This is a genomic window from Treponema sp. J25, assembly GCF_004343725.1.
Lineage (GTDB): Bacteria > Spirochaetota > Spirochaetia > Treponematales > Breznakiellaceae > J25.
Map to the genome: position 1 here is coordinate 132,059 of NZ_PTQW01000003.1, position 26,193 is coordinate 158,251.

General features: G+C 52.9%; 25 protein-coding genes and 1 tRNA gene. 21 read left to right on the forward strand and 5 right to left on the reverse strand.

From position 1 onward, the window contains the following. The first annotated feature begins 5 nt into the window (after nt 1-5). From C5O22_RS00695 to fliJ, 19 genes are all read left to right on the forward strand, one after another. The gene (locus tag C5O22_RS00695; RefSeq protein ID WP_243692831.1) at nt 6-1,142 is read left to right on the forward strand and encodes an FtsW/RodA/SpoVE family cell cycle protein; all 1,137 of its coding nucleotides are present in this window, start codon (nt 6-8) and stop codon (nt 1,140-1,142) included. Further along, nucleotides 1,135-1,971, forward strand: coding sequence for a cell division protein FtsQ/DivIB (locus tag C5O22_RS00700; protein WP_132779137.1), 837 nt, complete (start codon nt 1,135-1,137; stop codon nt 1,969-1,971). The genes C5O22_RS00695 and C5O22_RS00700 overlap by 8 nt, the downstream gene beginning before the upstream one ends. Beyond that, the gene (gene ftsA, locus C5O22_RS00705) at nt 1,961-3,220 is read left to right on the forward strand and encodes a cell division protein FtsA (protein ID WP_132779139.1); all 1,260 of its coding nucleotides are present in this window, start codon (nt 1,961-1,963) and stop codon (nt 3,218-3,220) included. Before C5O22_RS00700 ends, ftsA begins: the two co-directional genes overlap by 11 nt. 166 nt (nt 3,221-3,386) lie before the next feature. Then, nucleotides 3,387-4,583, forward strand: coding sequence for a cell division protein FtsZ (gene ftsZ / locus C5O22_RS00710; RefSeq protein ID WP_132779142.1), 1,197 nt, complete (start codon nt 3,387-3,389; stop codon nt 4,581-4,583). Nucleotide 4,584: 1 nt separating this feature from the next. Next, complete coding sequence (locus tag C5O22_RS00715; RefSeq protein ID WP_132779144.1) at nt 4,585-5,490, forward strand: site-specific tyrosine recombinase; 906 nt, start codon at nt 4,585-4,587, stop codon at nt 5,488-5,490. Further along, nucleotides 5,487-6,218 carry a tetratricopeptide repeat protein gene (locus C5O22_RS00720; RefSeq protein ID WP_132779147.1) on the forward strand — a complete coding sequence of 244 codons (732 nt, stop codon included), beginning with the start codon at nt 5,487-5,489 and terminating at the stop codon, nt 6,216-6,218. The genes C5O22_RS00715 and C5O22_RS00720 overlap by 4 nt, the downstream gene beginning before the upstream one ends. Next, nucleotides 6,211-7,092, forward strand: coding sequence for a DNA-processing protein DprA (gene dprA / locus C5O22_RS00725; protein ID WP_132779150.1), 882 nt, complete (start codon nt 6,211-6,213; stop codon nt 7,090-7,092). Before C5O22_RS00720 ends, dprA begins: the two co-directional genes overlap by 8 nt. 27 nt (nt 7,093-7,119) lie before the next feature. Then, the gene (topA, locus tag C5O22_RS00730; RefSeq protein WP_132779153.1) at nt 7,120-9,270 is read left to right on the forward strand and encodes a type I DNA topoisomerase; all 2,151 of its coding nucleotides are present in this window, start codon (nt 7,120-7,122) and stop codon (nt 9,268-9,270) included. Continuing rightward, a complete protein-coding gene (locus tag C5O22_RS00735) occupies nt 9,254-10,306 on the forward strand; it encodes a tyrosine-type recombinase/integrase (protein ID WP_132779156.1) in 1,053 nt (350 codons plus the stop codon). Before topA ends, C5O22_RS00735 begins: the two co-directional genes overlap by 17 nt. Continuing rightward, the gene (hslV, locus tag C5O22_RS00740) at nt 10,303-10,842 is read left to right on the forward strand and encodes an ATP-dependent protease subunit HslV (RefSeq protein WP_132779159.1); all 540 of its coding nucleotides are present in this window, start codon (nt 10,303-10,305) and stop codon (nt 10,840-10,842) included. The genes C5O22_RS00735 and hslV overlap by 4 nt, the downstream gene beginning before the upstream one ends. Before the next feature lie 4 nt (nt 10,843-10,846). Beyond that, nucleotides 10,847-12,376, forward strand: coding sequence for an ATP-dependent protease ATPase subunit HslU (gene hslU, locus C5O22_RS00745; protein WP_132779161.1), 1,530 nt, complete (start codon nt 10,847-10,849; stop codon nt 12,374-12,376). A 90-nt stretch (nt 12,377-12,466) separates the two neighbouring features. Continuing rightward, nucleotides 12,467-12,886, forward strand: a complete 420-nt coding sequence (gene flgB, locus C5O22_RS00750) for a flagellar basal body rod protein FlgB (RefSeq protein ID WP_132779164.1) — start codon at nt 12,467-12,469, stop codon at nt 12,884-12,886. 10 nt (nt 12,887-12,896) lie between these two features. After that, nucleotides 12,897-13,355 carry a flagellar basal body rod protein FlgC gene (gene flgC, locus C5O22_RS00755; protein ID WP_132779166.1) on the forward strand — a complete coding sequence of 153 codons (459 nt, stop codon included), beginning with the start codon at nt 12,897-12,899 and terminating at the stop codon, nt 13,353-13,355. Nucleotides 13,356-13,358: 3 nt separating this feature from the next. After that, nucleotides 13,359-13,736 (forward strand): flagellar hook-basal body complex protein FliE, encoded by a 378-nt coding sequence (fliE, locus tag C5O22_RS00760; protein WP_132779168.1) that lies wholly within the window; start codon nt 13,359-13,361, stop codon nt 13,734-13,736. Between the two features lie 39 nt (nt 13,737-13,775). After that, nucleotides 13,776-15,482, forward strand: a complete 1,707-nt coding sequence (fliF, locus tag C5O22_RS00765; protein ID WP_132779170.1) for a flagellar basal-body MS-ring/collar protein FliF — start codon at nt 13,776-13,778, stop codon at nt 15,480-15,482. A 3-nt stretch (nt 15,483-15,485) separates the two neighbouring features. Further along, complete coding sequence (gene fliG / locus C5O22_RS00770) at nt 15,486-16,592, forward strand: flagellar motor switch protein FliG (RefSeq protein WP_243692832.1); 1,107 nt, start codon at nt 15,486-15,488, stop codon at nt 16,590-16,592. Nucleotides 16,593-16,595: 3 nt separating this feature from the next. Beyond that, the gene (gene fliH / locus C5O22_RS00775; RefSeq protein ID WP_132779172.1) at nt 16,596-17,558 is read left to right on the forward strand and encodes a flagellar assembly protein FliH; all 963 of its coding nucleotides are present in this window, start codon (nt 16,596-16,598) and stop codon (nt 17,556-17,558) included. A gap of 17 nt (nt 17,559-17,575) precedes the next feature. Continuing rightward, complete coding sequence (locus C5O22_RS00780) at nt 17,576-18,928, forward strand: FliI/YscN family ATPase (protein ID WP_132779175.1); 1,353 nt, start codon at nt 17,576-17,578, stop codon at nt 18,926-18,928. Further along, complete coding sequence (gene fliJ, locus C5O22_RS00785) at nt 18,925-19,383, forward strand: flagellar export protein FliJ (protein WP_132779177.1); 459 nt, start codon at nt 18,925-18,927, stop codon at nt 19,381-19,383. Before C5O22_RS00780 ends, fliJ begins: the two co-directional genes overlap by 4 nt. A gap of 92 nt (nt 19,384-19,475) precedes the next feature. Here the strand turns inward: fliJ and C5O22_RS00790 are convergent, their stop codons facing one another. Together C5O22_RS00790 and C5O22_RS00795 are read right to left on the reverse strand one after the other, a co-directional pair. Then, a complete protein-coding gene (locus C5O22_RS00790) occupies nt 19,476-21,134 on the reverse strand; it encodes a nucleoside kinase (RefSeq protein ID WP_132779181.1) in 1,659 nt (552 codons plus the stop codon). Nucleotides 21,135-21,320: 186 nt separating this feature from the next. Further along, the gene (locus C5O22_RS00795) at nt 21,321-22,136 is read right to left on the reverse strand and encodes a hypothetical protein (protein ID WP_132779183.1); all 816 of its coding nucleotides are present in this window, start codon (nt 22,134-22,136) and stop codon (nt 21,321-21,323) included. A 233-nt stretch (nt 22,137-22,369) separates the two neighbouring features. Here C5O22_RS00795 and C5O22_RS00800 point away from each other — a divergent pair. After that, nucleotides 22,370-22,443, forward strand: a tRNA-Arg gene (locus C5O22_RS00800). A 91-nt stretch (nt 22,444-22,534) separates the two neighbouring features. On the opposite strand, the gene amrA is transcribed toward C5O22_RS00800, so the two are convergent. After that, on the reverse strand, nt 22,535-23,125 hold the full coding sequence (gene amrA, locus C5O22_RS00805; protein WP_132779186.1) for an AmmeMemoRadiSam system protein A: 591 nt from the start codon (nt 23,123-23,125) through the stop codon (nt 22,535-22,537). A 199-nt stretch (nt 23,126-23,324) separates the two neighbouring features. Between amrA and gnd the strand changes: the two genes are divergently transcribed. Continuing rightward, nucleotides 23,325-24,743 carry a decarboxylating NADP(+)-dependent phosphogluconate dehydrogenase gene (gene gnd / locus C5O22_RS00810; RefSeq protein WP_132779188.1) on the forward strand — a complete coding sequence of 473 codons (1,419 nt, stop codon included), beginning with the start codon at nt 23,325-23,327 and terminating at the stop codon, nt 24,741-24,743. Nucleotides 24,744-24,751: 8 nt separating this feature from the next. On the opposite strand, the gene amrS is transcribed toward gnd, so the two are convergent. Beyond that, complete coding sequence (amrS, locus tag C5O22_RS00815) at nt 24,752-25,777, reverse strand: AmmeMemoRadiSam system radical SAM enzyme (protein WP_132779190.1); 1,026 nt, start codon at nt 25,775-25,777, stop codon at nt 24,752-24,754. Beyond that, entirely contained in the window at nt 25,777-26,151 is a 375-nt protein-coding gene (locus C5O22_RS00820) for a hypothetical protein (protein WP_132779192.1), read from the reverse strand. Before C5O22_RS00820 ends, amrS begins: the two co-directional genes overlap by 1 nt. Between the last annotated feature and the right edge of the window lie 42 nt (nt 26,152-26,193).

Here is a 26,193-nt window from a genome sequence, read left to right on the forward strand (position 1 = left end):
AAAAAGTGGATCTCAGCATGGAATGGACAAGAAAAAAACAGGGAGTGGACCCTCTATTAGTAAGCACCATTATTATATTCCTCGGTGTGGGATTGGTAACCCTCTATGGGGCATCCTATGGAGCGGGTGAATATTTTTACAAGGATGGTTACTATTTTATTCACCGACAACTGTTGTTTGCTGGGGCGGGGCTGGTGTTTTTCGTCCTTCTTTCCTTGCTGAATCTTGAGATTATCCGACAATGGGTAAAACCTCTGGTTATCTTCTCGTTCATTTTGTGTGTGCTTCCTTTTATTCCCGGTATCGGGGTAGTAAAGAATGGAGCGGCCCGCTGGATTCGCCTGGGACCTGTTGGATTCCAGCCTTCGGAACTGGTAAAACTGGTGATTCCCCTATACCTGGCCCATATTCTGGATAAGAAACAGGATCGCCTTGACGATGTTTTCAGTGTTCTCCTTCCTCCTCTGATTATTCTTTCCCTGTTTTTTGTAATAATTTATCTCCAGAATAATTTTTCTACCGCCTCTTTTATTGTTTTGAATGGGCTCCTTCTTCTTTTCTTAGGGGGAATTCGTCTGCGACATTTTTTGGGGCTGGCGGTCATTGTCGCACCGGTTGCGGTCTTTATGGTGATTACCAAAGAGTATCGACTCCAACGGGTGATGTCCTTTTTACAACCCGAGTGGGACCCCCTCGGTGCGAGTTTCCAGATCCGCTCGTCCCTGGCAACTATCCGATCCGGCGGTATCTTTGGGAAAGGATTGGGGGCAAGTATGCGGGATCCAATACATGTCCCCGAGATTCATTCGGATTTTATTTTTGCATCCTTTGCCCGCGATACAGGGCTCGTAGGAGTAGCACTCTTTTTCATTTTGGTTCTGATATTCCTGGTTCGGGCTTCTCAGATAGCCTTCGATGGAATGAATCCTTTTTCGCGGCTTCTTGCCCTGGGAATTACCACGACCCTGGTAACCCAGATTATTTTGAATGTGGCGGTGGTATCCGCTACTATTCCGGCAACTGGGGTCCCCCTGCCTTTTTTCTCCGCCGGGGGCTCTTCTCTTTTTGTGACGCTAGGTTCCTGTGGAATCCTGGTAAATGTTTCTCGCTATAGAATGATGAGGAAGGGTGCCTATGTCTGATAGTTCTCTTGTGTTTGAAAAAATTGAAAGAGAAGAATCTCATTCCTTTATTGGAGAAGGGCTTTTCCAAAAAGTTGCCTTTTTCTTTATCATAGTGCTGACCATTGAAATCCTCTGGTATGGAGTGTTTTTACCACTCCAACCCTTCCAATCGATTCAGATGAGCCCTCTTGAAGGCTATAGTCGGGAACAGCTCCTTGCGATGGCAGGTATTACGAAGAGCTCTTCTTATTTCAGTCTTTCGGTACCGGCCACGATTCAGGCTCTGGAAAGAATCCCTGAGGTGGAATCGGTAACTGTCCAGAAACAGTTCCCCTCAAGTCTTGTCATTACTATTGTGCCCCGTCACGCGGTGGCAATTCTCTTGCTTTCTGTGGAAAATAAAATTTGTCCTGCCTACGTGGATCGCGAAGGGGTTATCTATAAAATAAAGACATCGGTACAACACCCAGAAACTACGGTGTTTAATCTACCGGTCCTTTCTGGAATAGAATTTAGGGGGGAAAATCCCGTGGGGAGCCGTTTACCCTCTGCCCTGGTACCATTCCTGGCGCGTCTTGAGGTAATTCAGAGGTCTAACCCTCAGTTGTTTCAGTGCCTTTCAGAAATCCGTATCCTGCAAAAGGCCTATGGAAACTATGAACTCGTGCTCTATCCCCTCCATTACCCCATTCGCGTTTTGACCAATCTCCAGTTGAATGAGGAAACCCTTCGGTATATGATATTAGTTCTTGATGTGTTAACCCAAAAGGGCGTTCAGGTATCGGAGGTAGATTTTCGGTCCGGTACGGTGTCATTCCGAGAAAAGGAGGCATCCTCTGGCAACTGATGATGTAATTGTGGGCCTTGATATTGGTACTACCAAGGTCTGTGCGGTAATAGGTGAACTCAATGAACAGGGCTTGCTCGAAATTACAGGAGTCGGCACTGCCCCTTCTACTGGTCTGCGTAAGGGGGTAGTGGTAAATATTGAGGCGACCCTTCGCTCTGTGGCCGCGGCTATTGAGGCGGCGGAAATGATGAGTGGGCGGGAGGTTCATGCCTGTTGGACCGGTATTGGCGGTTCCCATATTGAAGGGCTGAACTCTCGCGGGGTGGTAGCCGTTACAGGAAAGAATCGAGAGACCCGGGAAATTACGAATCAAGATATAGAGCGGGTTATCGAGGCGGCCCGGGCGGTGGTCATTCCCATGGATCGCCAGATTCTCCACGTTATTCCTCAATCTTATATTGTGGATGACCAACGGGGGATCCGGAATCCCCTGGATATGATTGGTGTTCGCCTTGAAGCGGAAGTACACATTATTACCTGTTCTGTCACCAGTGCCCAGAACCTCATAAAATGTGTAAACCGGGCAGGATTTAAGGTTGAAGACCTGGTCCTTCAATCTCTTGCGGCAGGACGGGCTACCCTTACCCAAGAAGAAAAGGAACTGGGGGTTGCCCTGGTGGATTTAGGGGGCGGAACCACGGATCTCCTGGTATATGCGGAGGGGGCGCCCTATTATACCGCCACTATTCCCGTGGGGGGCTCCCAGGTAACCAGTGATATTTCCATTGTAAAAAGTATTCCCTACGAAACGGCGGAGCGTATCAAAATAGAGGCCGGCTGTTGCTGGCCGGGACTCTTTGAATACGATGAAGAAATTATCGTGCCAGGGGTAGGGGGCAGGCCACCAATGCCAATTCCTCGCTCTCACCTGGAAAAGATCATAGAACCCCGGATGCGGGAACTTCTTATGCTGGTAAAGGAAAAGCTGGATAAGCTCCAGTTGTCCCGTCCGCTCGGCGGAGGAGTGGTGCTTACCGGTGGGGGGGCTTTGTTGGCGGGGCTCCCGGAATTGGCGAGCGAATTGTTTAACCTACCGGTACGGATTGGGTTTCCCCTGGCGGTAGGGGGACTTGTGGAAGAATACCGGAATCCCCTCTACGCTACGGCGGTGGGACTTGTCATGGAAGGGTATGATCGGCTGCGTCAACAGAAGGTGGAAGTCCTCAGTGAAGGCCGGGGGAAAGAGCGGAGCCAGCCGTCCTGGATTTCGCGGGTCATAGACTGGGTGCGGCGTGAATTTTTTTAAAAAGGGAGAAGAAGAAAGGGGGATAGCAACTGGTCCTGAGGAAGGAGCCAAAGGGAAAAGGACAAAGATTTTTCCTTAAGCCCTTTACTATAGAATGATAAAAGGAGCCCCGTGGTGCTTTCCTTTGAAGGGGTGCTACGGTGGATGCCTGTGTTGGGGGGGGAATATGGATATAGAAGTGGTAGAAGAGCGAACCTACGGACCAAGCCAGACGATTATCAAGGTTATTGGCTGTGGAGGCGGAGGTTCCAATGCGGTAGACCGGATGATTGCCTGTGGAGTTCAGAATGTGCAGTTTATCGCGGCCAATACGGATCAACAGGTGCTCAATTTATCAAACGCCCCTATCAAGCTTCCCATCGGGGCCCGTCTTACCCAGGGGCTTGGGGCGGGGGGAAAACCCGAGATTGGGGAACAGGCGGCCCTTGAAGATAAGGATATGATCGCCAATGCCCTCAAAGGGGCCCACATGGTGTTTGTCACCGCCGGTATGGGTGGCGGGACAGGCACGGGAGCCGCTCCGGTGGTTGCCCGGATTGCCCGGGAACTGGGGGCCCTCACGGTAGGGGTTGTTACCAAACCCTTTGAATTTGAAGGCCGCTATAAAATGAAGCTTGCTGAAGAAGGGATAGCCAAGATGCGGGATGCGGTAGACACCCTTATCATCATCCCCAATCAGCATCTCCTTAAAATTGTGGATCGCCGAACCCCCATCCAGCAGGCCTTTCTCCTGGCTGATGATGTACTCCGACAGGGAGTGCAGGGTATTTCAGACCTTATTACGGTGCCGGGAATTATCAATATCGATTTTGCGGATGTAAAAAGCACCATGGAAGGCCAGGGCGATGCCCTCATGGGCATTGGAGAAGGTCGGGGGGATAATCGGGCGGTTGATGCGGCGACGAATGCCATTAACAATCCCCTTCTGGATGACTGCCGCATCGAAGGGGCCCAGCGGATCCTTATCAATGTCCGGGGAGGGGAAGATCTGACCCTCACCGAATACGAAGAAATTGTGAACATCATTACCGCCAGTGCGGACGAGGATGCCCAGATTATCGCGGGAACCTGTGTGGATCCTTCTTTTAGCGATCGACTCATGGTGACGGTTATTGCCACCGGCTTTTCGCAGGATGGACGAATGTCCAGTCGGGAAAGCCCCAAAGGGGAAAAGGCTCGACAGGAGGATACCGACTTCATTCGCTTTGAGGAATGGAAAACCTACACGGAACGAAAAAGTGGAAATCTCCAGTTCTTGCTCAATCGGAACTACCGGGAAGATGACCTGGAAATCCCCACGGTGATCCGGGATCAAAAATATTCAGGGGAAGATCGCCTGGGACCTCGAAAAAAGGAGGCCTGAGGTGGAAGAGGGCCGCCAGATTCTCATCCAATACCAGGGTCGCCTTGTGGCGGTGGATCGCCTGTCTCCTCGAACGGTGGAAACCTACGTGCTTGAAAACCGGCGTCTTGTGGAGTGGCTGGAAGCCCAGGGGCTTCCATTGGAACAGGTAAACGGGCAGGATCTGGCGGGTTACCTGGAAAAACGGCGAAGGGAGGATGGCCTTGATGGTCCTTCCATTGCAAAGGCTATCTCGGCGCTCCGTTCTTTTTTCCGTTTTTTGGTGGATAGGGGCCTGCGGTCTGATAGTCCGGCGGACCTCTTAGAACACCCCCGCCCTCGCTACCGCATTCCCCGGGTATTGCCACGGGAACAGGTAGAGGGCCTCTTCAATGCTATCCCTCTGGATACCCCGGGGGGTATCCGGGATCGGGCCCTTTTTGAACTCCTCTATTCCTGTGGCTTACGAGTGTCTGAGGCGGTTCGCCTTAATATGGAAGATGTGTACCTTTCTGAATCGGTGCTTCGGGTGTACGGTAAGGGTTCTAAAGAACGGCTTGTTCCTTTTGGCGATGAGGCTGCTTACTGGTTAAAGCGCTACCTGAAGGAAGCCCGTCCGGTTCTGGTGGGCTCAAGGATATCCCGGAGCCTTTTCTTGAATCGTCTGGGTAAACGACTTTCCCGTAAGGGAATCTGGAAACGGTATGCGGCGTATGCCCGTTCGCTGGGGGTGGGAAGTAAGCTCCACACCCTGCGACATAGTTTTGCCACTGAACTCTTGTGGGGAGGGGCGGATCTCCGGTCTGTGCAAGAATTGTTGGGCCATGCCGATTTGAGTACTACCCAGATCTATACCCATGTGGATAACAGCCTCTTACGGGAACAGCATCGGCGCCATCTACCGAATCTGAGGGGGTACGAAGAATGAAACAACCTACTACTCCCCGCCGGCTGGGGATTTTTCTGGGGATACTGGTAGCAGGGGGGCTGATATTCTGGTTTTACCAGCGATATTCCTCCTGGGGTGCCTTTGCGACCCGGATTGCGGAGATGGGGCCCGCGGGTAGACCCCCTCAAAGTGTTGAAGAACTCCAGAAGGCGATTGCCACCTACGAAGGTCGAATTGAACGCTATGTAAAAGACGCCGCCCAGCTGGGAATCTACTGGAAAATTCTTGCGGTTCGTCTTATGGATAAAAAGATGTATGGGGAAGCCCTGGACGCCCTGGAACGGGCGATTCGTTTCTATCCTGAGGACCCCAGTCTGCAGTATATGAAGGGACTTTCGGCGGCTATCATGGCAAAGTCGACCACAGGAAAAGAACGAAGTGCGTTCTTTTCCCAGGCTGAACAGGCTCACCTGCGGGCCCTGGAGATAGATCCAGCATATCATCGGAGTCGCTATGCCCTCGGGGTGCTCTATGTTTTTGAACTGAATGCCCCCGAACGGGCCATTCCCCATCTAGAAATTCTTCTGGAACAACAAAAAAAGGATGTGGATGCCCATTTTGTTCTTGCCCGGGCGTATTATGAAACGGGGCAATACCGGAAGGCCTTAGACCTGTACGATCGCATTCTTTCGATAACGAAGGTGGCAGAAAAAAGACGTCAGGCAGAGGAAAACAAAAAAATTGTACAGGACCTGCTGAATGAATAAGGATGCACTACTGGCGGCAACCCTACTGCATATTCCGTCGCTTCGGCCATGGGAACGGATACGGTTGTATCAGCAGGTACAGAAAGAAGACCTGGACTGGGAGCGGGTCGGACAAAGGGATGTGGAGTCCTTAGTGGGGCGTCCTCTGGCAGTCCCTTCGTGGAATATGGCAGACTGGATCCACAGGGGAAATCAGGATCTGGAGCGGGCCCTCCGGCGGGGAATTCGCTGGGTTTTGTATGGAGATCCTGCATATCCCCCGCTGCTCCGGGAGATCTCCGATCCGCCCCTGCTTTTGTATATGCGGGGAAGCTTGCTGGATGTGGAGAGACCCTGTGTGGCCATTGTAGGAACCCGGGAGCCAACCCCTGCAGGGCGAAAGGATGCCTATCGGTTAGGGCGGGAATTTGCCTCCGCCGGGCTCGCTGTCGTTTCGGGGCTTGCCCGGGGGATCGATGCCATGGCCCATCGCGGGGCCCTGGATGGTAAGGGTATTACCCTGGCGGTGCTTGGGTCGGGCCTTGATGGGGTCTACCCCGTGAGTAACCGTCCCCTGGCAGAGCGGATTGTCCATGAGGGAGGAACCCTTATCAGTGAGTATGCGCCGGGGGTTCCCCCCTATAAATGGCATTTCCCGGCCCGGAATCGAATTATTGCGGGACTTTCCCGCACCATCGTCATTTCTGAAGCCCCTGAACATTCGGGGGCCCTTATTACTGCCCAGTTTGGGCTTGACATGGGGCGGGATGTGTGGGTTTCTTCCATAAATAAGGAAAGCCCCCGTGGAAAAGGGGCCTGTCAACTGGTCGAGCAGGGGGCCCCCTGGATACACACAGCGGAGGATGTGCTTCATGATTGGCAGATGGTGCCGTAAATCTCCGTGGAGCGAAAGGAACAAGAGATGGTAGAAAAAACAAAAGTAAAACAAAAGAAGACAGAAAAAACAGAGCGGAAAAAGACCCTCGTCATTGTGGAATCCCCCGCAAAGGCCAAGACGATCGAAAAATATCTGGGGACCCACTACGTGGTCCGGGCTTCCATGGGGCACCTCATCGATTTGCCCAAGAGTCGCCTTGCCATTGATGTGGACCACAATTTTGAGCCTGAGTATATCACCGTCCGGGGGCGGGCAAAGATACTCAAGGAATTACAGGGGGAGGCGAAAAAAGCGGATCAGGTGTTCCTCGCCAGTGATAATGACCGGGAGGGAGAAGCCATTGCCTATCATCTGCGGAAAGCCATCGAACCAAAGGCGCCAGAGGTTCCCATAAAACGGATTGTTTTTAATGAAATTACGCCGGTGGCCATTAAACAATCCGTAGAAGCCCCGGCGGATATCGATGAGGCTAAGGTAAATGCCCAGAAGGCCCGTCGAGTCCTGGACCGCCTTGTGGGATATAACCTTTCCCCCCTCCTGTGGAAAAAGGTAAAGAATGGCCTTTCTGCCGGCCGGGTCCAATCGGTAGCCCTCAGGCTTATCTGTGAACGGGAGCGGGAGGTTGAGTCCTTTATCCCTACCGAGTACTGGTCCCTCTCGGCGGAACTGAAGAAGGGTAAGAGCCATCTTCTGGCGGAGCTTGTTTCCTGGAAGGGGGAAAAGGTAGACCTGCCAAACGAGAAGGCCGTAGAAGAACTAATGGCGGAACTTAAGGGAAAAACAGGCCAGGTTATCGAGGTAAAAGAATCGGAAAAGACGATTCGGCCCCGTCCACCCTTTACCACAAGTACCCTTCAGCAAACCGCGGCCAACCGTTTGGGTTTTACAAGCAAGAAGACCATGCAACTTGCCCAGCGTTTGTATGAGGGGGTCAATGTAAAGGATGGTCGGGTGGGGCTTATCACCTACATGCGAACCGACTCGGTGCGGATTTCCCAGACCGCCCTTACGGATGTGCGTTCCTGGCTTTCGGAACACTATCCCCGGGAAGTTCCGGAGAGCCCCCAATTCTATACGGTAGAATCAAAGGCCCAGGATGCCCATGAGGCCATCCGGCCTACCTATGTTCGCTATACCCCTGAGGAAGTGAAGGACTATTTAAGCCGGGATGAATGGCGCCTATATAGCCTTATCTGGGAACGCTTTGTGTCTAGCCAGATGAAGGCGGCCCGGTCTAAGGCCGTCAGCGTGGATATTCAGATAGGAGATGGGGTGTTCCGGGTTTCGGGTTCCAAATTGATAGAAAAAGGCTTTTACCGGGTATTGAATATCCTTGCGCCAAAGGAAGACCGGGAACCCACAGTCCCGGACCTGCAGGTGGGAGAGGAAGTAGAGGTAGTACGGTTAAAGCCGGAACAGCACTTTACCCAGGGTCCGAGCCGCTATACTGACGCCTCTATCGTGAAGGCCCTGGAAGAAAAAGGCATAGGCCGCCCTTCCACCTATGCGCCGATTATTTCGGTTTTGTTGGAACGGTACTATGTAACCCGGGTGAATAAACAGCTTGTTCCAACCCCCCTGGGGCGGATGATTAATGATATGCTCGTGGAATATTTCCCCGATGTGGTGGATGTGGATTTTACCGCTACCATGGAGAGTAAACTTGATATGGTAGAGGAAAATCGCATCCACTGGCCCGACATGATTCGGGAGTTCTATGGGCCCTTTTCCAAAAAAGTGGAGGAGGTCCAGCAAAACCTTGCCTCTTTTAAAGGCTCCCTTGATGAACCCACCGAATATGTCTGTGAAGTCTGTGGAAAACCCATGGTAAAAAAACTGGGGCGTTTTGGGTATTTCCTTGCCTGCTCAGGATTCCCCGAATGTAAGAATACCCGCTCAATTCCCCTGGCAAAATGTCCCCGGCCCGGCTGTGATGGGGATATTGTGGCTCGAAAATCAAAGGGCCGGCGGGGAAAAGAATTCTATGGCTGTACCCGGTTCCCTGCCTGTGATTTTATTACGTACTATAAACCGCTGCCTATCAATTGTCCTAAGTGTGGCCAATTTTTGGTGGAAAAATACGACAAGAAAAACGGTTCCATAAAGGTGTGTATTAATCCCGCCTGTGATTATCTCCATACTGCCGAGGAAGAGGCCCATGCAGCAGAACAGTAAAAGAGTCTCCGCCTATGCGGAACAAAAAAGAGCCCCCCCCATTCCCGATTCTCAGCACACGGTGGTAGTTAGGTCGGGCACGCCGCAGGAAGGGGATGTGCAAAGGGATCGCAACGGAACACCGCTCCAGGATCTTCCCTCGAGTGTGGAAGCATACCTTTCGTATCTTGCTTCGGTGCGGAACGTTTCTCCCCGGACTATAGAAGCTTATCGGCAGGACCTTATCCGTTTTATTCAGTATTGTACTGTTATCGGAAAGGCGGTAGAGCAAGTGGAGAGCCGGGAAATTCAGGATTTTGTGGGAACCCTCAGTGCGGAGGGGGCGGCGGCGGTCAGTATCAACAGGGCCCTCTCTTCTCTCCGGGGCTATTTTCGCTATGTGGTGCGGCACGGATGGCGGCAGGATAACCCCTGTGCTACGATTCGAAACCTCCGGGCACCGAAACAACTCCCTTCGTTTTTATGGGAAGCCGAGATGGCCCAGTTTGTCCGGACCCCTGAACGGGCGGGAATCCTCTGGCCAGAACGGGATAAGGCCCTGATCCTGGTGATGTATTCGGGGGGATTACGTATTTCCGAACTGGCTTCCCTCTGTGTGCAAGACCTGGACCCGGACCTTCGGGGAGGTCATGTGATAGGGAAGGGAAACCGGGAACGGCAATTTTTCCTCTCCGACGAGGCTCGGGAAGCCCTTATGGCCTATCTTCCCCTTCGGGCCAGTCGTATTCCACCGGATACCCGGATCCAGGCCCTGTTCATTAGCAGCAAGGGGCGGGGACTTTCTATACCGGGCATCCGCTGGATCATCGATCAATATGCCCGCCGTTCGGGGATTCAGAAACACATCCATCCCCATGCGCTGCGGCATAGCTTTGCCACCCATCTGGTAAACTCCGGGTGTGACGTTCGGCTGGTACAAGAACTGTTGGGCCATGCGAGTCTTTCTACCACCCAACGGTACACCCATGTGAATATAGAACACCTAAAGAAGGTGTATTTTAGTGCCCATCCCCATGGGCAGCGAACGAGGAAATGACTATGAAGATTCGAAGTACGACGATATTGGCGGTTCGCCGGGACGGTAAGGTAGCCATGGCCGGCGATGGACAGGTCACGGTGGGTGAAACGGTCATGAAACCCAATGCCCGTAAGGTGCGACGCCTTCTTGATGGGAAGGTCCTCTGTGGTTTTGCGGGGGCCACCGCCGATGCTTTTACCCTCTTTGAACGTTTTGAGGTAAAGCTTAAGGAGTATTCGGGGGATCTGGCCAGGGCTGCGGTGGAACTGGCTAAGGACTGGCGTACCGATCGGGCCCTCCGGCGCCTTGAGGCGATGCTCCTCGTGGCGGATAAACAGAAGACCCTGCTTATCTCGGGTACGGGCGATGTGATTGAGCCTGCCGAGGCAGCTCTGGCCATCGGTTCGGGGGGGCCCTACGCCTATGCGGCGGCCCTGGCCTATCTGGATGGAAGCAATCTCTCGGCCCGGGAAATCGCCGAAAAGAGTTTGCGCATCGCCGGTTCTATTTGTATTTATACCAATGATCAGATTGTGGTAGAGGAGCTTGAGTAACACCATGGAAAGTAACCGATATGGTATACAGGAAGCAGATGGGCGTACCAAAGAAATAAGCTTAGCCCGGAGCCTAACTCCACGGCAGATTGTAGCGGCCCTGGATACCTACATCGTGGGGCAGCGAAAGGCAAAACGGGCGGTAGCCGTGGCGCTCCGTAATCGGATGCGGCGACTCGAATTGCCCGAAGATGTGCGGGACGATATTGCGCCTAAGAATATCCTCATGATTGGCCCCACCGGCGTAGGAAAAACAGAAATTGCCCGGCGTCTTGCCAAACTCGCCGGGGCCCCCTTTGTAAAGGTGGAAGCCACCAAATATACCGAGGTAGGCTACGTCGGGCGGGATGTGGAGTCCATGATCCGGGATCTGATGGCCGCGGGTATTCAGATGGTCCGCCAGGAGATGCAGGAACAGGTCCGGGAAGAGGCGGAGAAACGAACTGAGGAGATTCTCCTGGATCTTCTCTTGCCGGGATCGAAGAAGACAACCAGTTCCCCCGCTAACCCCTTGGGGGCCCTCTTTTCAAGTTTAACCGGAGGAGCAGAGAGAGCATCCCCTTCCGCTCCGGGATCCTTCCTTGTTTCGGGGACCGAAGGTGAGGCCCCGGGAAGTCCCTTGTTTGGGGGTGAAGAGGGAGTAAATAAGGAAGCCCCCAGCAGGGAAAAACTCCGGGCCATGCTCCGCCAGGGACTCCTGGAGGATCGCCTGGTGGAGGTCATGGTCCAGCAAAGTCCCCAACTGCCGGCCATGGAAATCCTGGGTGGGGGCAACCTGGAAGATCTGGAAAATAGCATTACTGGCCTCGTAGGCATGTTCGGGGTAGGCAAGAAAAAGAAAGAACTGCCGATACGACGGGCCCGGGAGGTAATATTCCAGGAAGAGGTAGAAAAACTCATCGATCGGGACCGGATGATCGAAGAGGCCCGTCGACGGGTGGAACAGATGGGTATCGTTTTCATTGATGAGATTGATAAGATTGCCTCCCGGGGGGAACGGGTAGGCGGCCCTGATGTGTCCCGCGAAGGGGTGCAACGGGATATTCTTCCCATTGTAGAAGGATCGGTGGTCAATACCCGCTGGGGGCCGGTGGACACCCGGCATATCCTCTTTATTGGGGCCGGGGCTTTCAATGTGAGTAAACCCTCGGACCTTATCCCCGAATTGCAGGGGCGTTTCCCCCTGCGGGTAGAGCTGGAGCCCCTGGGAAAAGAGGAGTTCCTCCGGATCCTTACGGAACCTAAAAACGCCCTTACCAAGCAGTACCATGACCTTTTGGCGGTGGAAGGGGTAGAAATCGAATTTACCCCCGATGCAATAGAACGGATCGCCTCTATTGCTGCCGAGGTGAATAGCAAGCTGGAGAATATTGGGGCCCGCCGGCTTCATACCATTATGGAGGCCCTCTTAGAGGAACTATCTTTTGAGGCCCCCGATATCGCTCCTGCTCGGGTTCCCATTACAGCAGCCTATGTGGATGAAAAACTGCGCCACCTGGTGGTGGATCAGGATGTAGGGCGCTACATTTTGTAGGCCCTGAGAAAGATGCGGAAGTGGTCGGTGGAAGGGAGGACTTATCCATGAAACAAAAACCGCCGATGATAAGAGAAGGAGAGGTGGTATATGACCATACAGAATGATTTTACCAAGACCGTAGACATCCTCCATCGTGCCATGGATGCAAGCCTTATCCGACGGGATGTGATAGCCAATAACATCGCCAATGCGGATGTGCCGAATTTTAAACGCACGGTAGTGAATTTTGAAAGCGAACTTAAGCGGGCCCTGGAAACCGAAAAGCAACGGCCCGCTCTGGAACTCACCCTGACCAACCCCAAGCATATTCCCAATTGGCGGGAACGGGATTACCGGGAGGTCCAGCCCCGACGGGTCCTGGATTATGTGACCACCGCCAAAAATAACGGCAACAATGTGGATCCCGAAGAAGAGATGATGCTGGCCCTGCAGAATCAGCTTATGTATACCCTGATGGCCCAGGCCCAGACTTTCCAGTTTGGACAGATCAATCTGGTGTTGCGTTAGGAGGTAAGCGATGGGGCTTTTTAATTCGATTAACATCGCCGCCAGTGGCATGACCGCCGAACGGCTGCGGTCCGATGTAATCGCCGATAATATTGCCAACGCCAACACCACCCGGACCACCGAAGGGGGACCCTTCCGCCGGAGTCGGGTTATTCTTCGTCCCCGGGCTCAGCAGCCCTACTGGCGAAGTCCCTTCTTGCCTGACATGATGGACGGGGGTATCGCCAAGGGTGTCCGGGTAGTGGGTGTAGAAAAGGATACGTCGCCGCCCCGGCTGGTGTACGACCCCACCCATCCGGATGCGATTAAAAGCGGTCCCCGGGCAGGGTATGTGGAGATGCCCAACGTGAATATCGTTACCGAAATGGTAGATCTTATTGCGGCGTCCCGGGCCTATGAGGCCAATGCGGCTATCGTGAATGGATCAAAAGCCATGTTTATGAAGGCCCTGGAAATTGGGGGGAGGTAATAGATGACCATTTATAAGCCCGAACTGGTAACAGGGGATAAGATCCCCATGGTGGTAACCCACCCGAAGCACCTGGTTCCTAAAACGGGAGAATTCCGGACCAGCGGGACCGCCCTGGCCCAACTGGGAGAAAAGGTTGGAGCAGAGGGGGTGCTCCGCAGCGGGTCCTTTGAGGATGCCATGCTGAAAGCCCTGGATTCGGTGAATCAGGATCAGATTACCAGTGATCAGCTTATGGTGGACATGGTGACCGATCCCGATTCGGTGGACCCCCATGACGTGACCATCGCCATGGCAAAGGCGAACCTCTCGTTGAACATCGCTCGAACGGTCTTAGACCGGGTGGTGAAGGGCTGGAAAGAACTGATTAATACTCGCTAAGGAAATAGATAAAAGAATCGTTCTTCTGGGGAGGGGAACATGATGGAGTTTTTTAAAAAGCTTATCGAGCAGCTCAAGACCCTGTGGGGGAAGTGGACCCTGGTCCAAAAGCTTATCCTCATCGGGATTGTGGTGGCGGCCCTGGTAGGGGTGGCGGTTCTTATCGGTGTTTCGTCGGCCCCTTCGATGGTGCCCATCATCGATGCGCCGATTCGGGATGAAACCGCCCGGGATCGGATCATTACCCGGCTCAACGAGGAAGGGGTGCGGGTCTCTGTCACGTCCACGGGGGTTATCATGGTAAGTGATGAAAAGACCGCCCGTCGGATGCGTTCGATCCTGATCCGGGAAGACCTGATTCCCACAGGCACTGATCCCTGGGCAATCTTTGACCGGGAACGCTGGACCATCACCGACTTTGAGCGCAATGTGAACCTCCGTCGTTCCATTACCCAGATGGTAACCGAACACATCAAGGCCCTGGACGATGTGGACGATGCAAACGTAACCATCGTGATGCCCGAACGGCAACTCTTTCAGGCGGATCAAAACCCTGTAACCGCCAGTGTTATCATCACCCCTCGACCGGGAAGTGATATCACCACGAACCGTAAAAAAATAGAAGGGATTCAGAAGATCCTTAAGTTTGCCGTGGAGGGCCTTAAGGACGAGAACATCGTTATCACCGATCAGAATGGCCTGGTGCTCAACGATTTTGCCGGCATGGCAGACCTGGATCGGCTCGAAATAACCAAGCGGGAACAGCGGCTGGTGCAATCCCTGGAGGCCCAGTACCGGGCGGCGGTGCTCAAGGCGCTGCAGCAGATCTATACCCCCGATCGGGTGCGGGACCTGAACATCAAAATAGAAATGGATATGTCGAAAAAATCGATCCAGACCGAAGAGTTCTTCCCCATCACCTTGAAACCGGACAATCCCGATACCCCCTACGATGACTCGGAAATTACCCCCTCCATTACCCGGTCCCAGTCTTCCTCTACCACCAAATGGGAAGGAACCGGTTTTAATCCCGAAGGCCCGGCGGGGGTGGAGGGCCAGACCCCTCCTGCCTTTAAGGACATGTCCAATCTTTATGGTAAGGTGGAACAGACAACCCTTACCAAGAACGAGGAAATCAATCGGCGCCAGATCCAGGAAGATCGGAGCCCCACGATTAATCGGGTTACCGTTTCCGTGAATATCGATGGACGCTGGAAGCTAAAATACAACGAAAAGGGAGAGCCCATAATCAACCCCGATAACTCCCTGGCCCGGGAATATATTCCCATCCCCGAAGAGGAACTGAAGAAGGCCCAGGCCCTGGTCCAGGATGCCATTGGGTACAACCGAGCCCGGGGGGATTCGGTGACGGTCCAGAATATCCAGTTTGATCGGACCAAGCAGTTTGCCGAAGAAGATGCGGCCTACCTCAGGCGGCGTCAGTTCCAGACTACTATGGTATTGCTGCTTGCGGGAATCGCCCTCCTTCTGTTATCATTTATTATATTCCGGATTGTCAGCAGAGAACTGGAGCGCCGGCGACGCCTGCGGGAAGAGGAACTGTCTCGCCAGCATCAGATGATGCGAGAAAGCGCCCTCCGGCAGGCCGAAGAAGAGGGGGTGGAAGTTTCCATGTCGGTGGAAGAGCGCAAACGGCTTGAACTGCAGGAGAATGCCATCAATATGGCAAAGGAACACCCCGAAGATGTGGCCCAGCTTATTCGGACCTGGTTGATGGAGGAGTAGGGTATGGCAAAGACAAGTACGCCCACCACAGAACAAACTAAAACGCCGGCCACCACGACACCTTCCCATACCACTACCCATACGACTACCGGTAAGAAGGGAAAATCCTCCAAGGAATTGACGGGGCGCCAAAAGGCGGCCATATTCCTGGTTACCATAGGATCGGAAATTTCGGCGGAAATTTTTAAACACCTGCGGGAAGATGAAATAGAAACCCTCACCTTTGAAATCGCCCGCCTTGAAACCATAGAGCCGGAACAGAAGGATGCGGTCCTCATGGAGTTCCAGGAACTCATGATGGCCAGCGAATTTATCACCACCGGCGGTATCGACTATGCCCGGGAACTGTTGGAAAAATCCCTGGGGAGCCAGAAGGCCATCGAAATTATTAACCGGCTTACCAGCAGCCTCCAGGTGCGACCCTTCGATTTTATCCGGCGTACTGATCCCGCCCATCTGCTTAACTTTATTCAGCAAGAGCATCCCCAGACCATTGCCCTTATCCTAGCATACCTGGAACCCAATAAGGCCTCGGTGATCCTTCAGAGCCTTCCCCACGAGATGCGTAGCGACGTGGCCCGGCGCATCGCTACCATGGACCGTACAAGCCCGGAGGTTTTGCGGGAGGTTGAGCGGGTACTGGAGAAAAAGCTTTCCACCCTTTCCAGCGAAGACTACACCGCCGCCGGTGGTGTAGAAAGCATCGTGGAAATTCTAAACCTGGTAGATCGTTCTTCTGAAAAGCAGATTATCGAGGCCCTGGAAGAAGAGGACCCCGAATTGGCCGAGGAAATCAAGAAACGGATGTTCGTTTTCGAAGATATCGTTATGCTGGACGATCGGGCCATTCAGAAGGTGCTTCGGGAAGTGGACTCCCAGGAATTGGCCAAGGCCCTCAAGGCAGTGGATACGGAGGTTCAGGACAAGATCTTCCGGAACATGTCCAAGCGGGCCGCCAGCATGCTCAAGGAAGATATGGAATACATGGGACCGATCCGCTTAAAGGATGTAGAGGAGGCCCAGCAGAAAATCGTTTCTATTATTCGTCACCTGGAAGATACGGGCGAAATCGTTGTGGCCCGCTCCGGGGAAGACGAACTGGTGGTATAAGGTATGGCAAAAACCGTATTTCGCCCGACCGAAATCATTATCCAGCCCAAGCCGGTGGTGTTAGAACCCTTGCCGGGAACGGGCGCCGGGGGAACTGGTGCTCCGCTTGGCGGAGGGGAAAAGGAAGCTCAACTTGAATCGGTGGAAGAGGTCTACACCGGTCCCACCGTGGAGGAGCTTCGCCAGGAGGCAGAGGCCTTCCGGGCCCAGTGGGAGCAGGAACGGGAAGCCATGATTGCCGCGGCCCGGGCGGAAGCGGAAGCTATTGTTAAAGAAGCAGAACAGGCGGCCTTTCAAGAAGTAAAACGAAAAACTGATCAGGCCCAGTTGATTAAGCGCCAGGCTGAAGATGAGGCCGCCCGGATTGTGGCGGAGGCGGAACGGAAGATAAAGGACCTGGAGACTCAGATCCGTTCGACCCTTGAAGAGGAACGGAAGCGGGCCTATCAGGAGGGCTTTGCGGCGGGTAAGGAAGCGGGCTTTGCGGAAGGTAAGGCCGAGGCCCAGCGCCTTGTGGAGCGGCTCCATGTAGTATTAGAGCGGGCCCAGGAAAAACGGGCCGAGATTCTGGCCGAAACGGAGCAGCAAATCATCGATCTGGTGCTCCTCATCGCCCGGAAGGTGATAAAGGTTATCAGCGAAAATCAGCGGAACGTGGTAATTTCCAACGTGGTGCAGGCCCTCCGAAAGGTAAAGGGCCGGGGCGATATCATTATTCGGGTGAATCTTGAGGATCTCAAGGTTACGAGCGAACATATCAAAGAATTTATCCAGCTTATCGAAGGGGTAAAGAATATTCAGGTTGTCGAAGACTCCACGGTAGACCAGGGCGGTTGTATTATCGAAACTGACTTTGGCGAGATCGATGCCCGCATTGCAAGTCAGCTGGCAGAACTGGAGCAGAAGATTCTCGAACTTTCGCCTATTAAAGCCCGGGCCCGCACTACCCCGGTGGATGCCCAATAGAACCCCCGAGGTGCTGAATGGCGGCAACCGAATCAATTATTGAAAAATACCTAGAGGCTACAGAACGACTTGATCCCATTAAATGTATTGGTCGGGTTATCCGGGTCCAGGGCCTTTTGATAGAAAGCCGGGGGCCTCAGGCAATTATTGGCGAACTCTGCCGCATCGATGTACCGAAAGGGCGGGGGGTTATTCAGGCGGAGGTGGTAGGCCTGCGGGGCGAGACGGTCCAACTCATGGCCTTTGAGGATACCACCGGCATCGAGGTGGGCAATCGGGTGGTGGCAACGGGGGAACTCCTTTCTGTGCCTGTTTCCAAGAAACTCCTTGGCAGGGTGCTGGATGCCCTGGGGCGGCCCACCGATGGGAAAGGAGCTATCGAAGCGACCCATTCATATCCCGCTATCGCAGAACCTCCAGACCCGATTAAACGGAAGCGGATTACCCAGCAGGTTGCGACGGGCGTCCGGGTAATTGATGGTCTTTTACCGGTAGGAAAGGGGCAGCGGCTAGGGATCTTTGCGGGCTCCGGGGTGGGAAAGTCTACCCTCCTCGGTATGATTGCCCGCAATACCAGCGCGGATGTAAACGTGGTGGCCCTTATCGGTGAGCGGGGCCGCGAGGTAAACGATTTTATAGAAAACGATCTGGGACCGGAAGGCCTTGCCCGTTCGGTTATTGTGGTTTCCCCTTCGAGTGCCCCTCCCCTTGCCCGGCTCCGGGGGGCTTACGTGGCCACCGCCATTGCCGAGTATTTTCGGGATCAGGGGCTTGATGTGATGCTCCTTTTTGATTCGGTAACCCGTTTTGCCCGGGCCCAGCGGGAAATTGGTCTTGCCATTGGGGAACCCCCCGCAACCCGGGGCTATACCCCCAGTGTGTTCGATTCCATGCCCCGGCTCCTGGAACGTTGTGGAACCTCCGAAAAGGGAACCATCACCGGCTTTTATACGATCCTTGTGGAAGGGGACGACATGGATGAACCCATCGCCGACACGGTGCGGGGAATCTTAGATGGCCACATTGTGCTTTCCCGGCGGCTTGCCCAGCAAAATCACTATCCGGCGGTGGATGTCCTTGCCAGTGTGTCCCGGCTTGCGCCGGTATTGGCCGGGCCGGTAACCAAAAAAGCCGCCGGTTATATCCGACGCCTCCTGGCAACCTATGCAGAGGCGGAGGACCTTATCAATGTGGGGGCCTACAAGATGGGGAGCAACCCCGGTATCGACGAAGCAATAGCAAAAAAAGCTTCCATCGATGAGTTCCTTATCCAGGGAATTGAAGAAAAATCGTCCCTTTCCGAGACCCTTTCCTTTTTAGGGAAGGTGGCAGGGATGGAAATTCCCGACCTTGAAAAGGGACGGTTTTGAAACGTTTTCGCTTTAATCTTGAAAAACTTCTGGAACTTCGCCGCTTTGCCGAGGAAGAGGCCGAACGGGAACTCGCCCGGGCTATTGGAGAACTTTCTGAATTGGAACGGCGGCTTGCTTCCCTGGCGGAAGAACGGGTTCAGGTGGCCCGGGAACGGTTTTCCCATCCCCATTCGGTGGCAGAGCTGCGCCATCTGGAATTATACTTGTTACGATTAGATCAACAGAAGGAAAAACTCCTGGAAGCCATGGCGATTGCATCCCAGAACGTTGAACGGGCTCGCCAGAATTACCTGGAGGCGAGTCGGGATAAACGGGTGGTAGAAAAACTTAAAGAAAAAAAACATTCCCAGTACAGGAAAGAACTTTTCAAAGAAGAAACCCGGCTCCTCGATGACCTCGGGGGAAGGAAAAGACCCCTCCTTTCTGATGCCCCTGAAGAAAGGAGCTTGTGAAAGGGACCGTGCTTTCTGCTTTTCTATACGCCGTCCCCAAAGATCCTTCCCCTCGGGGAAGCAAGATCAGTCCCTGCCGCCTCAAGCGACCGTTAATACTTAAACTCGCTTTCCCCAATGAATTCCCTCAGGATGCTTTGTCCTGGAACGTAATGGCTGGGAATGGGCGCAAAATTTTCCAGAAACGATAGAAGCCGAACCGCCTCTCCATATTCGGGCATGGTGGGTTTTATCGACCGCAGGAGGGGTTCTGCGTATACTTTCAGAACTGAAAGCTCATAATCCAGGGCAGAGTTAAAGGCCACATCGGCACTTTCCTGGAAAGGGAAGATATGCTTTTTTTCTCCCCGTTGAACACTGGGCCACATACGCAGGGTCCCCTGGGCGGAGTTACCCCGGAACTGGTAGTCCCGGACCATTCGACGGATAAGACGGTTATCGCTGGTAGATACCCGGTTATGGTCGTCTAGATTAAGTTGGGTAAGGGCCGAAACATACAATTTAAATTTCTGTTCCCGGGGAATGTGGGGGGTAAGTCGGTCATTTAAGCCGTGAATTCCTTCCACGATCAGCATGGAACGGTTTCCCATCTTGATTTTTCGTCCCCCGGCCCGACGCATGCCGCTCTTAAAATCGTAGGAGGGAATCTCTACTTCCTCACCCTGGAAGAGTGCCAGGAGCTGTTCGTTAAGGTATTCCACATCCAGGGCCTCAAGGCACTCGTAATCGGGTTTCCCTTCTTCATCGAGGGGTGTTTTGTCATGGTTTACGTAATAATCATCAAGACTGATAGGGATGGGATCAATACCAAGCACCTTCAACTGAATGGCCAGGCGCTTGGCGGTGGTGGTTTTCCCCGAACTTGAAGGCCCCGCAATGAGCACCATTTTTACTTTGTCCTGACGCTCGTAAATTTGGTCTGCGATTTCTGCAAGTTTCTTTGCCTGGAAGGCCTCGGCAATTTGAATAAAGTCCTTTATCTTTCTGTTGGCTACCAGGGTGTTCAGGTTTCCTACCGCGTGGACCCCCACAATACGACCCCATTTTTTATATTCTTTATACACCGCAAAGAGTTTGGTGTTTTGTTCTAGTTCAGCCAGTTTCAGGGGCCACCCGGCAGGGGGGTACCGGAGTAATAAGCCCTGTTCATAGGGGAGGAGCCCAAACACTTCCATGAGCCCCGTCCGGGGGAGCAAGGGGGCGATACAGAGATCCATGAAGCCCCGACATTCATTGACGGGAACCAGGGCTTCACTGCGCTGTTCCAGAAGCAGGGCCGTATCGGTTTGTCCCGTTTCCGTAAAGTACCGGAGGGCATCCGCATAGGAGAGGTAAAAGAAACGGATAGGAATATCCTCAGCCACAAGGGCCTTCATGGTTTTTTCAAGACGATCGATTTCTTCTGCGGTGGGGGGCTGTTCATCCCCAAAGCTGTAGTAGTAGCTGTGTCCCAGGGAATGCCCTACATACAGGTTTCGATTAGGGAACACATCCCGTGCCGCAAGGGCGAGGAGGAACGAGAGGGAACGGCGATACATTACTACCCCCTCGGGATCCCGCAGGGTTACCGGTTCAAGCCGGACATTTATCTCAAGGCGATGGGAAAGGGCCACCACTTCATTGTTTGCCTTGGCGGCCACAATGGGGACATCGCTGGGTTCAAAATATTCAAGGAGGCTTTCTACACGGGTCCCATAGGGGCTTCGTATTTCTGTGCCATTTGCAAATTGGATGGTGATTTCATTATTCATAGAAAACCTCCTGAGCATAACAATATCACGAGCCTGAGGGGGAAAACCTTCCCGGGCCTTGCCTTTGTGATAGAAAGCCCTGTAAAAGGGATTCTTTGAGTCTGGTGTAGAGTAGATGATAAGAGGGAAACCTATAAAATTCAAGAACCTCAGGAAAATCTATTATCTTTCACCGAAACAATAGGGTTAGCGTACTCGAGGCTGGGACTGTAAAAAATCAAGGAGCGGTTTTCCCCAAAATGGGGTTACCTGGGAATTCCTCTTTTCTTGCAAGAAAGAATCGTACTGCTTTTTCATAAACTGCTGGATGTTTTCTTTGGCTTCCGGTGAAATCCCTGGTTCTTCAGTGAGCAGTTCTTCGATAAAATCATGGGCTTCCTCGGCTGACCACAGGCTTTCATCGTAACAGGTTAAGGCATACAGGGCCGCGGGGACGCAGTTAATGCTGTGCTGTTTTACAAAAAGAATAGAAGCGCTAATAGCCCGGGCCCCCTGGTGCAGTTCTTGGATATGGGAGGTAAAAAGCTCCTGGTCCTCATGACGGTTCAGGAAGGCCTCGAATTGTTTCCATGCGTGGACCACCACCATCACATGGAGACTCGGAATGCACATCAGATGAGGATCCAGGAAATGAATCAGAATGAAGCGAGGATGTTTTAAATACCGGGGGCGCTGGGTGGTGGAAAGATTGTGCCGGTATACCTCTGCTGCGAAAGAATAGAGCCTTCCCATGGAATCTACAAAGGCTGCTATTTCCTCTTCGGCGGAGGGGCCATACCGATCGAGAAGAAAACCTACTGACCGGATCCAGAAAAAGACAAAGTCCAGGTAGATGTTTACCTTTTCAGGAACAAAGGGAATCTCCTGGTCCAGTGGATGATCTACCTGACTGACTGGAATTTTTCCCCGATGGAGAACCGCCCAGTACTGGAGCCCAAAGAAGTCTCGCAGGGCCCGCCCAAGGCAGCGAAGTCCGGCCTGACGAATTTTTTTATGCTTCAAAGCCTTGAACACAGTGCGCCACACCGAATACTGTGCAATATGTCCTCTGTAATGCATGATAGTGGAAAAGCATAGCACAGTTTATCTTTTTGTGCAGTACCCTCTATAGAAAAAAGTTATAAGTCTGCCGGTTTAGATCGGCGGGGTAAGATTATACGACTTGACAAAGGCGGTACGTCCATGGCACATACAAATATCTCTTGGTCTTGTCTTAAAAGACCCGGATGAGAAGAGCGACATTAGCTCATCAGGATAGAGCAACTGCCTTCTAAGCAGTAGGTAGGGGGTTCGAGTCCCTCATGTCGCGGAAAGTATTTTCTTCCCTCGTTGGATTGTATGGGATTTCGATAAAGAAATAATTCCTTTATAATTGAGACACTCCTCTTTGTCGTGGCGGGTTAAACTTCACTGAACACCGTGGCGGTAAAGGTATACAGTTCCGCTCCCGGCTCTTGATAGGACCCCGGTGGAAGGCCTGCCTTGCGACAGAGGTAGTCTAAAAATTCCTCTCGATTCCATCCTTGCTCTACGGGAACCTGGGGGAGCAAAACCCCCGCCCGGCCCCGATGTATCAGGTAGAGCCCATGATGACCCACCACCACATCCTTCGGGTTGTCGCAGCGCTCAAGGGGAGAAAGGACCGAAATTTCGATGCTACATCGGGGGAGTTCTTCTTCACTCAAGGGCGGGAATCGGGGATCTTCAAAGGCGGCCTCTAGGGCCATGTCCCGCACGGTTTCCTCAAGGGGCCGGACCGCTACCATCCGGCCGATACAGCCCCGGAGGGCCTTTCCCTTTTCGAGGGTTACAAAGGCCCCAGAGGGGGTTTTCAAAGCAGAGGCCCCTGCGGAAACCTGTGAAACAAGGTCCGCCGGATAGGGGAGAATTTCCTGTACGGGGATATGCACCGCCTGGCGCTGGAGGGCCCGTTCGATGGTCCTGCGGGCCAGGGCCAGCAAATAGGTTTTCTCTACCGGAGAGAGTTGCATATCTATAGTATACCATTCTTTTTTCGTTCTGCATAGTTTCTCAGTATATATGAAAAAATATATTTATCACCTTTTCATTTCCCTACCACATCGTTATATTTACACTATAAGCTCGATATAAACCTCTTGGATCTGCTTTTTGAAAAAATATCACGATTTTACAACCAGGAGGATTCATTCTTGATAGGGAGGATGGGACATGCAGGCTGATATTGGATTAGTAGGTCTCGCGGTCATGGGGGAAAACCTGGTACTCAATATGGAACGGCACGGTTATAGGGTGGCGGTGTATAACCGGACCGTCGAAAAGGTTGATGCTTTTGTGAAAACCCGGGGAAAGGACAAAAACATCCTTCCTGCCCATAGTCCGCAGGAACTGGTATCTCTTCTTACCCGTCCTCGGCGGATTATGATGATGGTGAAGGCGGGACCGGCGGTGGACGAAACAATACAGCAAATTCTTCCCTATCTTGAGGCGGGGGATATTCTTATTGACGGCGGTAATTCCCATTATGTGGATACGGAACGGCGGCTCAAGGATCTTTCTGCTCGGGGAATCCGATATGTCGGTATGGGGGTTTCCGGTGGCGAGGAGGGGGCCTTGAATGGACCTTCCCTTATGCCCGGCGGAGACGAGACGGCTTGGCCTCATATAGGGGGGATATTTCAGTCCATTGCAGCCCAGGTTGAGGGGAGCCCCTGCTGCGACTGGATTGGCCCAGGTGGATCCGGCCATTTTGTGAAGATGGTGCATAACGGGATTGAATATGGGGACATGCAGCTTATCGCCGAAGTTTACCAGATATTGCGGGATCGACTGGGCCTTTCGGCGGATGAAATGGCGCCGATTTTTGATGAGTGGAATAGGGGGAACCTTTCAAGCTATTTAATTGAAATTACATCCCATATTCTGCGATATAAAGATGAGGATGGCCAGCCCCTGGTTGATAAGATTCTTGATGCGGCGGGACAAAAGGGAACCGGAAAATGGACGGGTATGAGCGCCCTGGAATGGGGAGTTCCCCTTACCCTGATTACTGAGGCAGTATTTGCCCGATCCCTTTCTGCCCGAAGAGATGACCGGCTAGAGGCCGCTTCGCTGTTGGGCGTCCCCTCTATCCAGCGGTTTGAAGGCCCCCTTCAACCCTACCTTGATGAGGTAGCACTAACCCTGTATGCCGCAAAGATAGTTTCTTATGCGCAGGGCTTCCTTCTCTTGCAAGAAGCATCCCGCAGTTCGGGCTGGAATTTAAACCTCGGGGCCATTGCGATGCTCTGGCGGGGAGGCTGTATCATCCGTTCCCGCTTCTTAGGAAAAATAAAAGAGGCCTATGATCGTAATCTATCGCTATCAAACCTGATTCTGGATCCCTACTTTGCAGACCAGCTTCGTAATGCGGAAGGGGCCTGGCGCCGGATTGTGGCGGATGCGCTGATGCAGGGAATCCCTGTGCCTGCCCTTGCCTCCGGTCTTTCCTGGTATGATGGTTTTCGAACCACCCGATTGCCGGCAAACCTTATTCAGGCCCAGCGGGACTATTTTGGGGCCCATACCTATGAACGGGTGGATACGCCCCGCGGAACCTTCTTCCATACCCAGTGGACCACGAACTCCTGAAAACCTTTTCAATAATAGATAGGAAGGGGTGCCTTGCAGGAGGCGCAGCGATAGGAGCCATGGAAGCCCTCTTCCCCATCGGCGGGTGGTATCTTTTCCAGAGCCACAAGACGAGTATGGTAGTTGTGGCGTTCGATGACCAGGGCTCCGCAGACGGGACAGCGGGTATTGTTGGAGTTGGTCCAGAGATTTCCCACGTACACGTAGCGGAGGATTTTTTGTGCCCCGGTGGCGATGGAAAAGAGAAAGGTCCCTGAGGTAGGAGGAGCCTGGTAGCGATAGGCGGGATGGTATGCCGAAAGATGCCAGGGGATGTGGGGAGAGAGCCGGCCTATCCATTCAGCTATGGCAAGGAGTTCTTCCTCAGTATCGTTTATGCCGGGAACCACCAGGGTGGTTATTTCGGTGTGTACCCCCATTTCATGAGCAAGGGAGATAAAACGGCGGACCGCATCCAGGTCGCCGCCGAGAATGGTGCTATAGGTCTGACTGGAAAAACTTTTTAAATCCACATTAGTAGCATCCACAAGACGGAGAATTTCCCGGGCCGGCTTTTCCTGAATACATCCATTGGTTACAAGCACATTGGCGAGCCCCCGTCGGTGGGCTTCTGTCATGCTGTCTAATAGGTATTCGGCATGAACCAGGGGTTCCGAATAGGTGTAGGCGATGGCCCCGGTGTGGCTTTCTTCTGCCTTCTCACAGAGTTGGGCGGGGGAAAGAAAACGAAGGGGGATCTCCGTCCCTTGCGATATTTCCCAGTTCTGACAGAAGGGACAGCGGAGGTTGCATCCTACAAAACCTACTGAAAAGATAGAGGTGCCGGGGCGAAAATGATAAAGGGGCTTTTTTTCAATGGGATCCACCGCAAGAGAAGAAAGGGCCCCGTAGTAGGGAAGGTCGATTCCTTCTTCTCCTCCCTGTCGAACCTTACAGAGCCCAAAGGTCCCTTGCTTCAGGGTACACTGGTGGGGACAGAGTGTACAGCGGATCCGTTGGTTGTCTTCTCTGGTAAAGAAGCGCCCCTTCTGCATTATGGCAGTTCCTTTTTCAGCCGTTCCCGTACTTTATGAAGATGGGAGAGAAACTGCACTTCATCCTGCACTTCAAAGGGTTCGTGGATAATTCCATGGGCTCCCTTTTTTACCCAGATTTTTACCAGTTGCAGGGTTTCCCCTGTTTCCAGGGCCACCGCCGGAAGCTCTTCCACATAGCTGATATCGGTCACTTTAAACTCAAGAATAGTAGGGCTATCGCCCAGGGGATTGAATACAAAAATCAATTTTTCCTTTTCAAAGGGATGGGGGCGGGGATACCCGGTAAAGGGAACCGTATCTTTCGGAGGACCGCCACTGTAGCGGGTAATCTCAAAAAAGGGCGCAATACCAAGGTAGTGGTCAATAGTCATAGTTACCCCTTTCATCTCGTGCTGGTGATTTTCTGATATACC

Bases quoted from the DNA above. Each gene is read 5' to 3' on its own strand.
- C5O22_RS00700 (WP_132779137.1), top strand. From the start codon at position 1,135: ATGTCTGATAGTTCTCTTGTGTTTGAAAAAATTGAAAGAGAAGAATCT.
- ftsZ (WP_132779142.1), top strand. From the start codon at position 3,387: ATGGATATAGAAGTGGTAGAAGAGCGAACCTACGGACCAAGCCAGACG.
- C5O22_RS00720 (WP_132779147.1), top strand. From the start codon at position 5,487: ATGAAACAACCTACTACTCCCCGCCGGCTGGGGATTTTTCTGGGGATA.
- dprA (WP_132779150.1), top strand. From the start codon at position 6,211: ATGAATAAGGATGCACTACTGGCGGCAACCCTACTGCATATTCCGTCG.
- topA (WP_132779153.1), top strand. From the start codon at position 7,120: ATGGTAGAAAAAACAAAAGTAAAACAAAAGAAGACAGAAAAAACAGAG.
- C5O22_RS00735 (WP_132779156.1), top strand. From the start codon at position 9,254: ATGCAGCAGAACAGTAAAAGAGTCTCCGCCTATGCGGAACAAAAAAGA.
- hslV (WP_132779159.1), top strand. From the start codon at position 10,303: ATGACTATGAAGATTCGAAGTACGACGATATTGGCGGTTCGCCGGGAC.
- hslU (WP_132779161.1), top strand. From the start codon at position 10,847: ATGGAAAGTAACCGATATGGTATACAGGAAGCAGATGGGCGTACCAAA.
- flgB (WP_132779164.1), top strand. From the start codon at position 12,467: ATGACCATACAGAATGATTTTACCAAGACCGTAGACATCCTCCATCGT.
- flgC (WP_132779166.1), top strand. From the start codon at position 12,897: ATGGGGCTTTTTAATTCGATTAACATCGCCGCCAGTGGCATGACCGCC.
- fliE (WP_132779168.1), top strand. From the start codon at position 13,359: ATGACCATTTATAAGCCCGAACTGGTAACAGGGGATAAGATCCCCATG.
- fliF (WP_132779170.1), top strand. From the start codon at position 13,776: ATGATGGAGTTTTTTAAAAAGCTTATCGAGCAGCTCAAGACCCTGTGG.
- fliG (WP_243692832.1), top strand. From the start codon at position 15,486: ATGGCAAAGACAAGTACGCCCACCACAGAACAAACTAAAACGCCGGCC.
- fliH (WP_132779172.1), top strand. From the start codon at position 16,596: ATGGCAAAAACCGTATTTCGCCCGACCGAAATCATTATCCAGCCCAAG.
- C5O22_RS00780 (WP_132779175.1), top strand. From the start codon at position 17,576: ATGGCGGCAACCGAATCAATTATTGAAAAATACCTAGAGGCTACAGAA.
- C5O22_RS00790 (WP_132779181.1), bottom strand. From the start codon at position 21,134: ATGAATAATGAAATCACCATCCAATTTGCAAATGGCACAGAAATACGA.
- amrA (WP_132779186.1), bottom strand. From the start codon at position 23,125: ATGCAACTCTCTCCGGTAGAGAAAACCTATTTGCTGGCCCTGGCCCGC.
- gnd (WP_132779188.1), top strand. From the start codon at position 23,325: ATGCAGGCTGATATTGGATTAGTAGGTCTCGCGGTCATGGGGGAAAAC.
- amrS (WP_132779190.1), bottom strand. From the start codon at position 25,777: ATGCAGAAGGGGCGCTTCTTTACCAGAGAAGACAACCAACGGATCCGC.
- C5O22_RS00820 (WP_132779192.1), bottom strand. From the start codon at position 26,151: ATGACTATTGACCACTACCTTGGTATTGCGCCCTTTTTTGAGATTACC.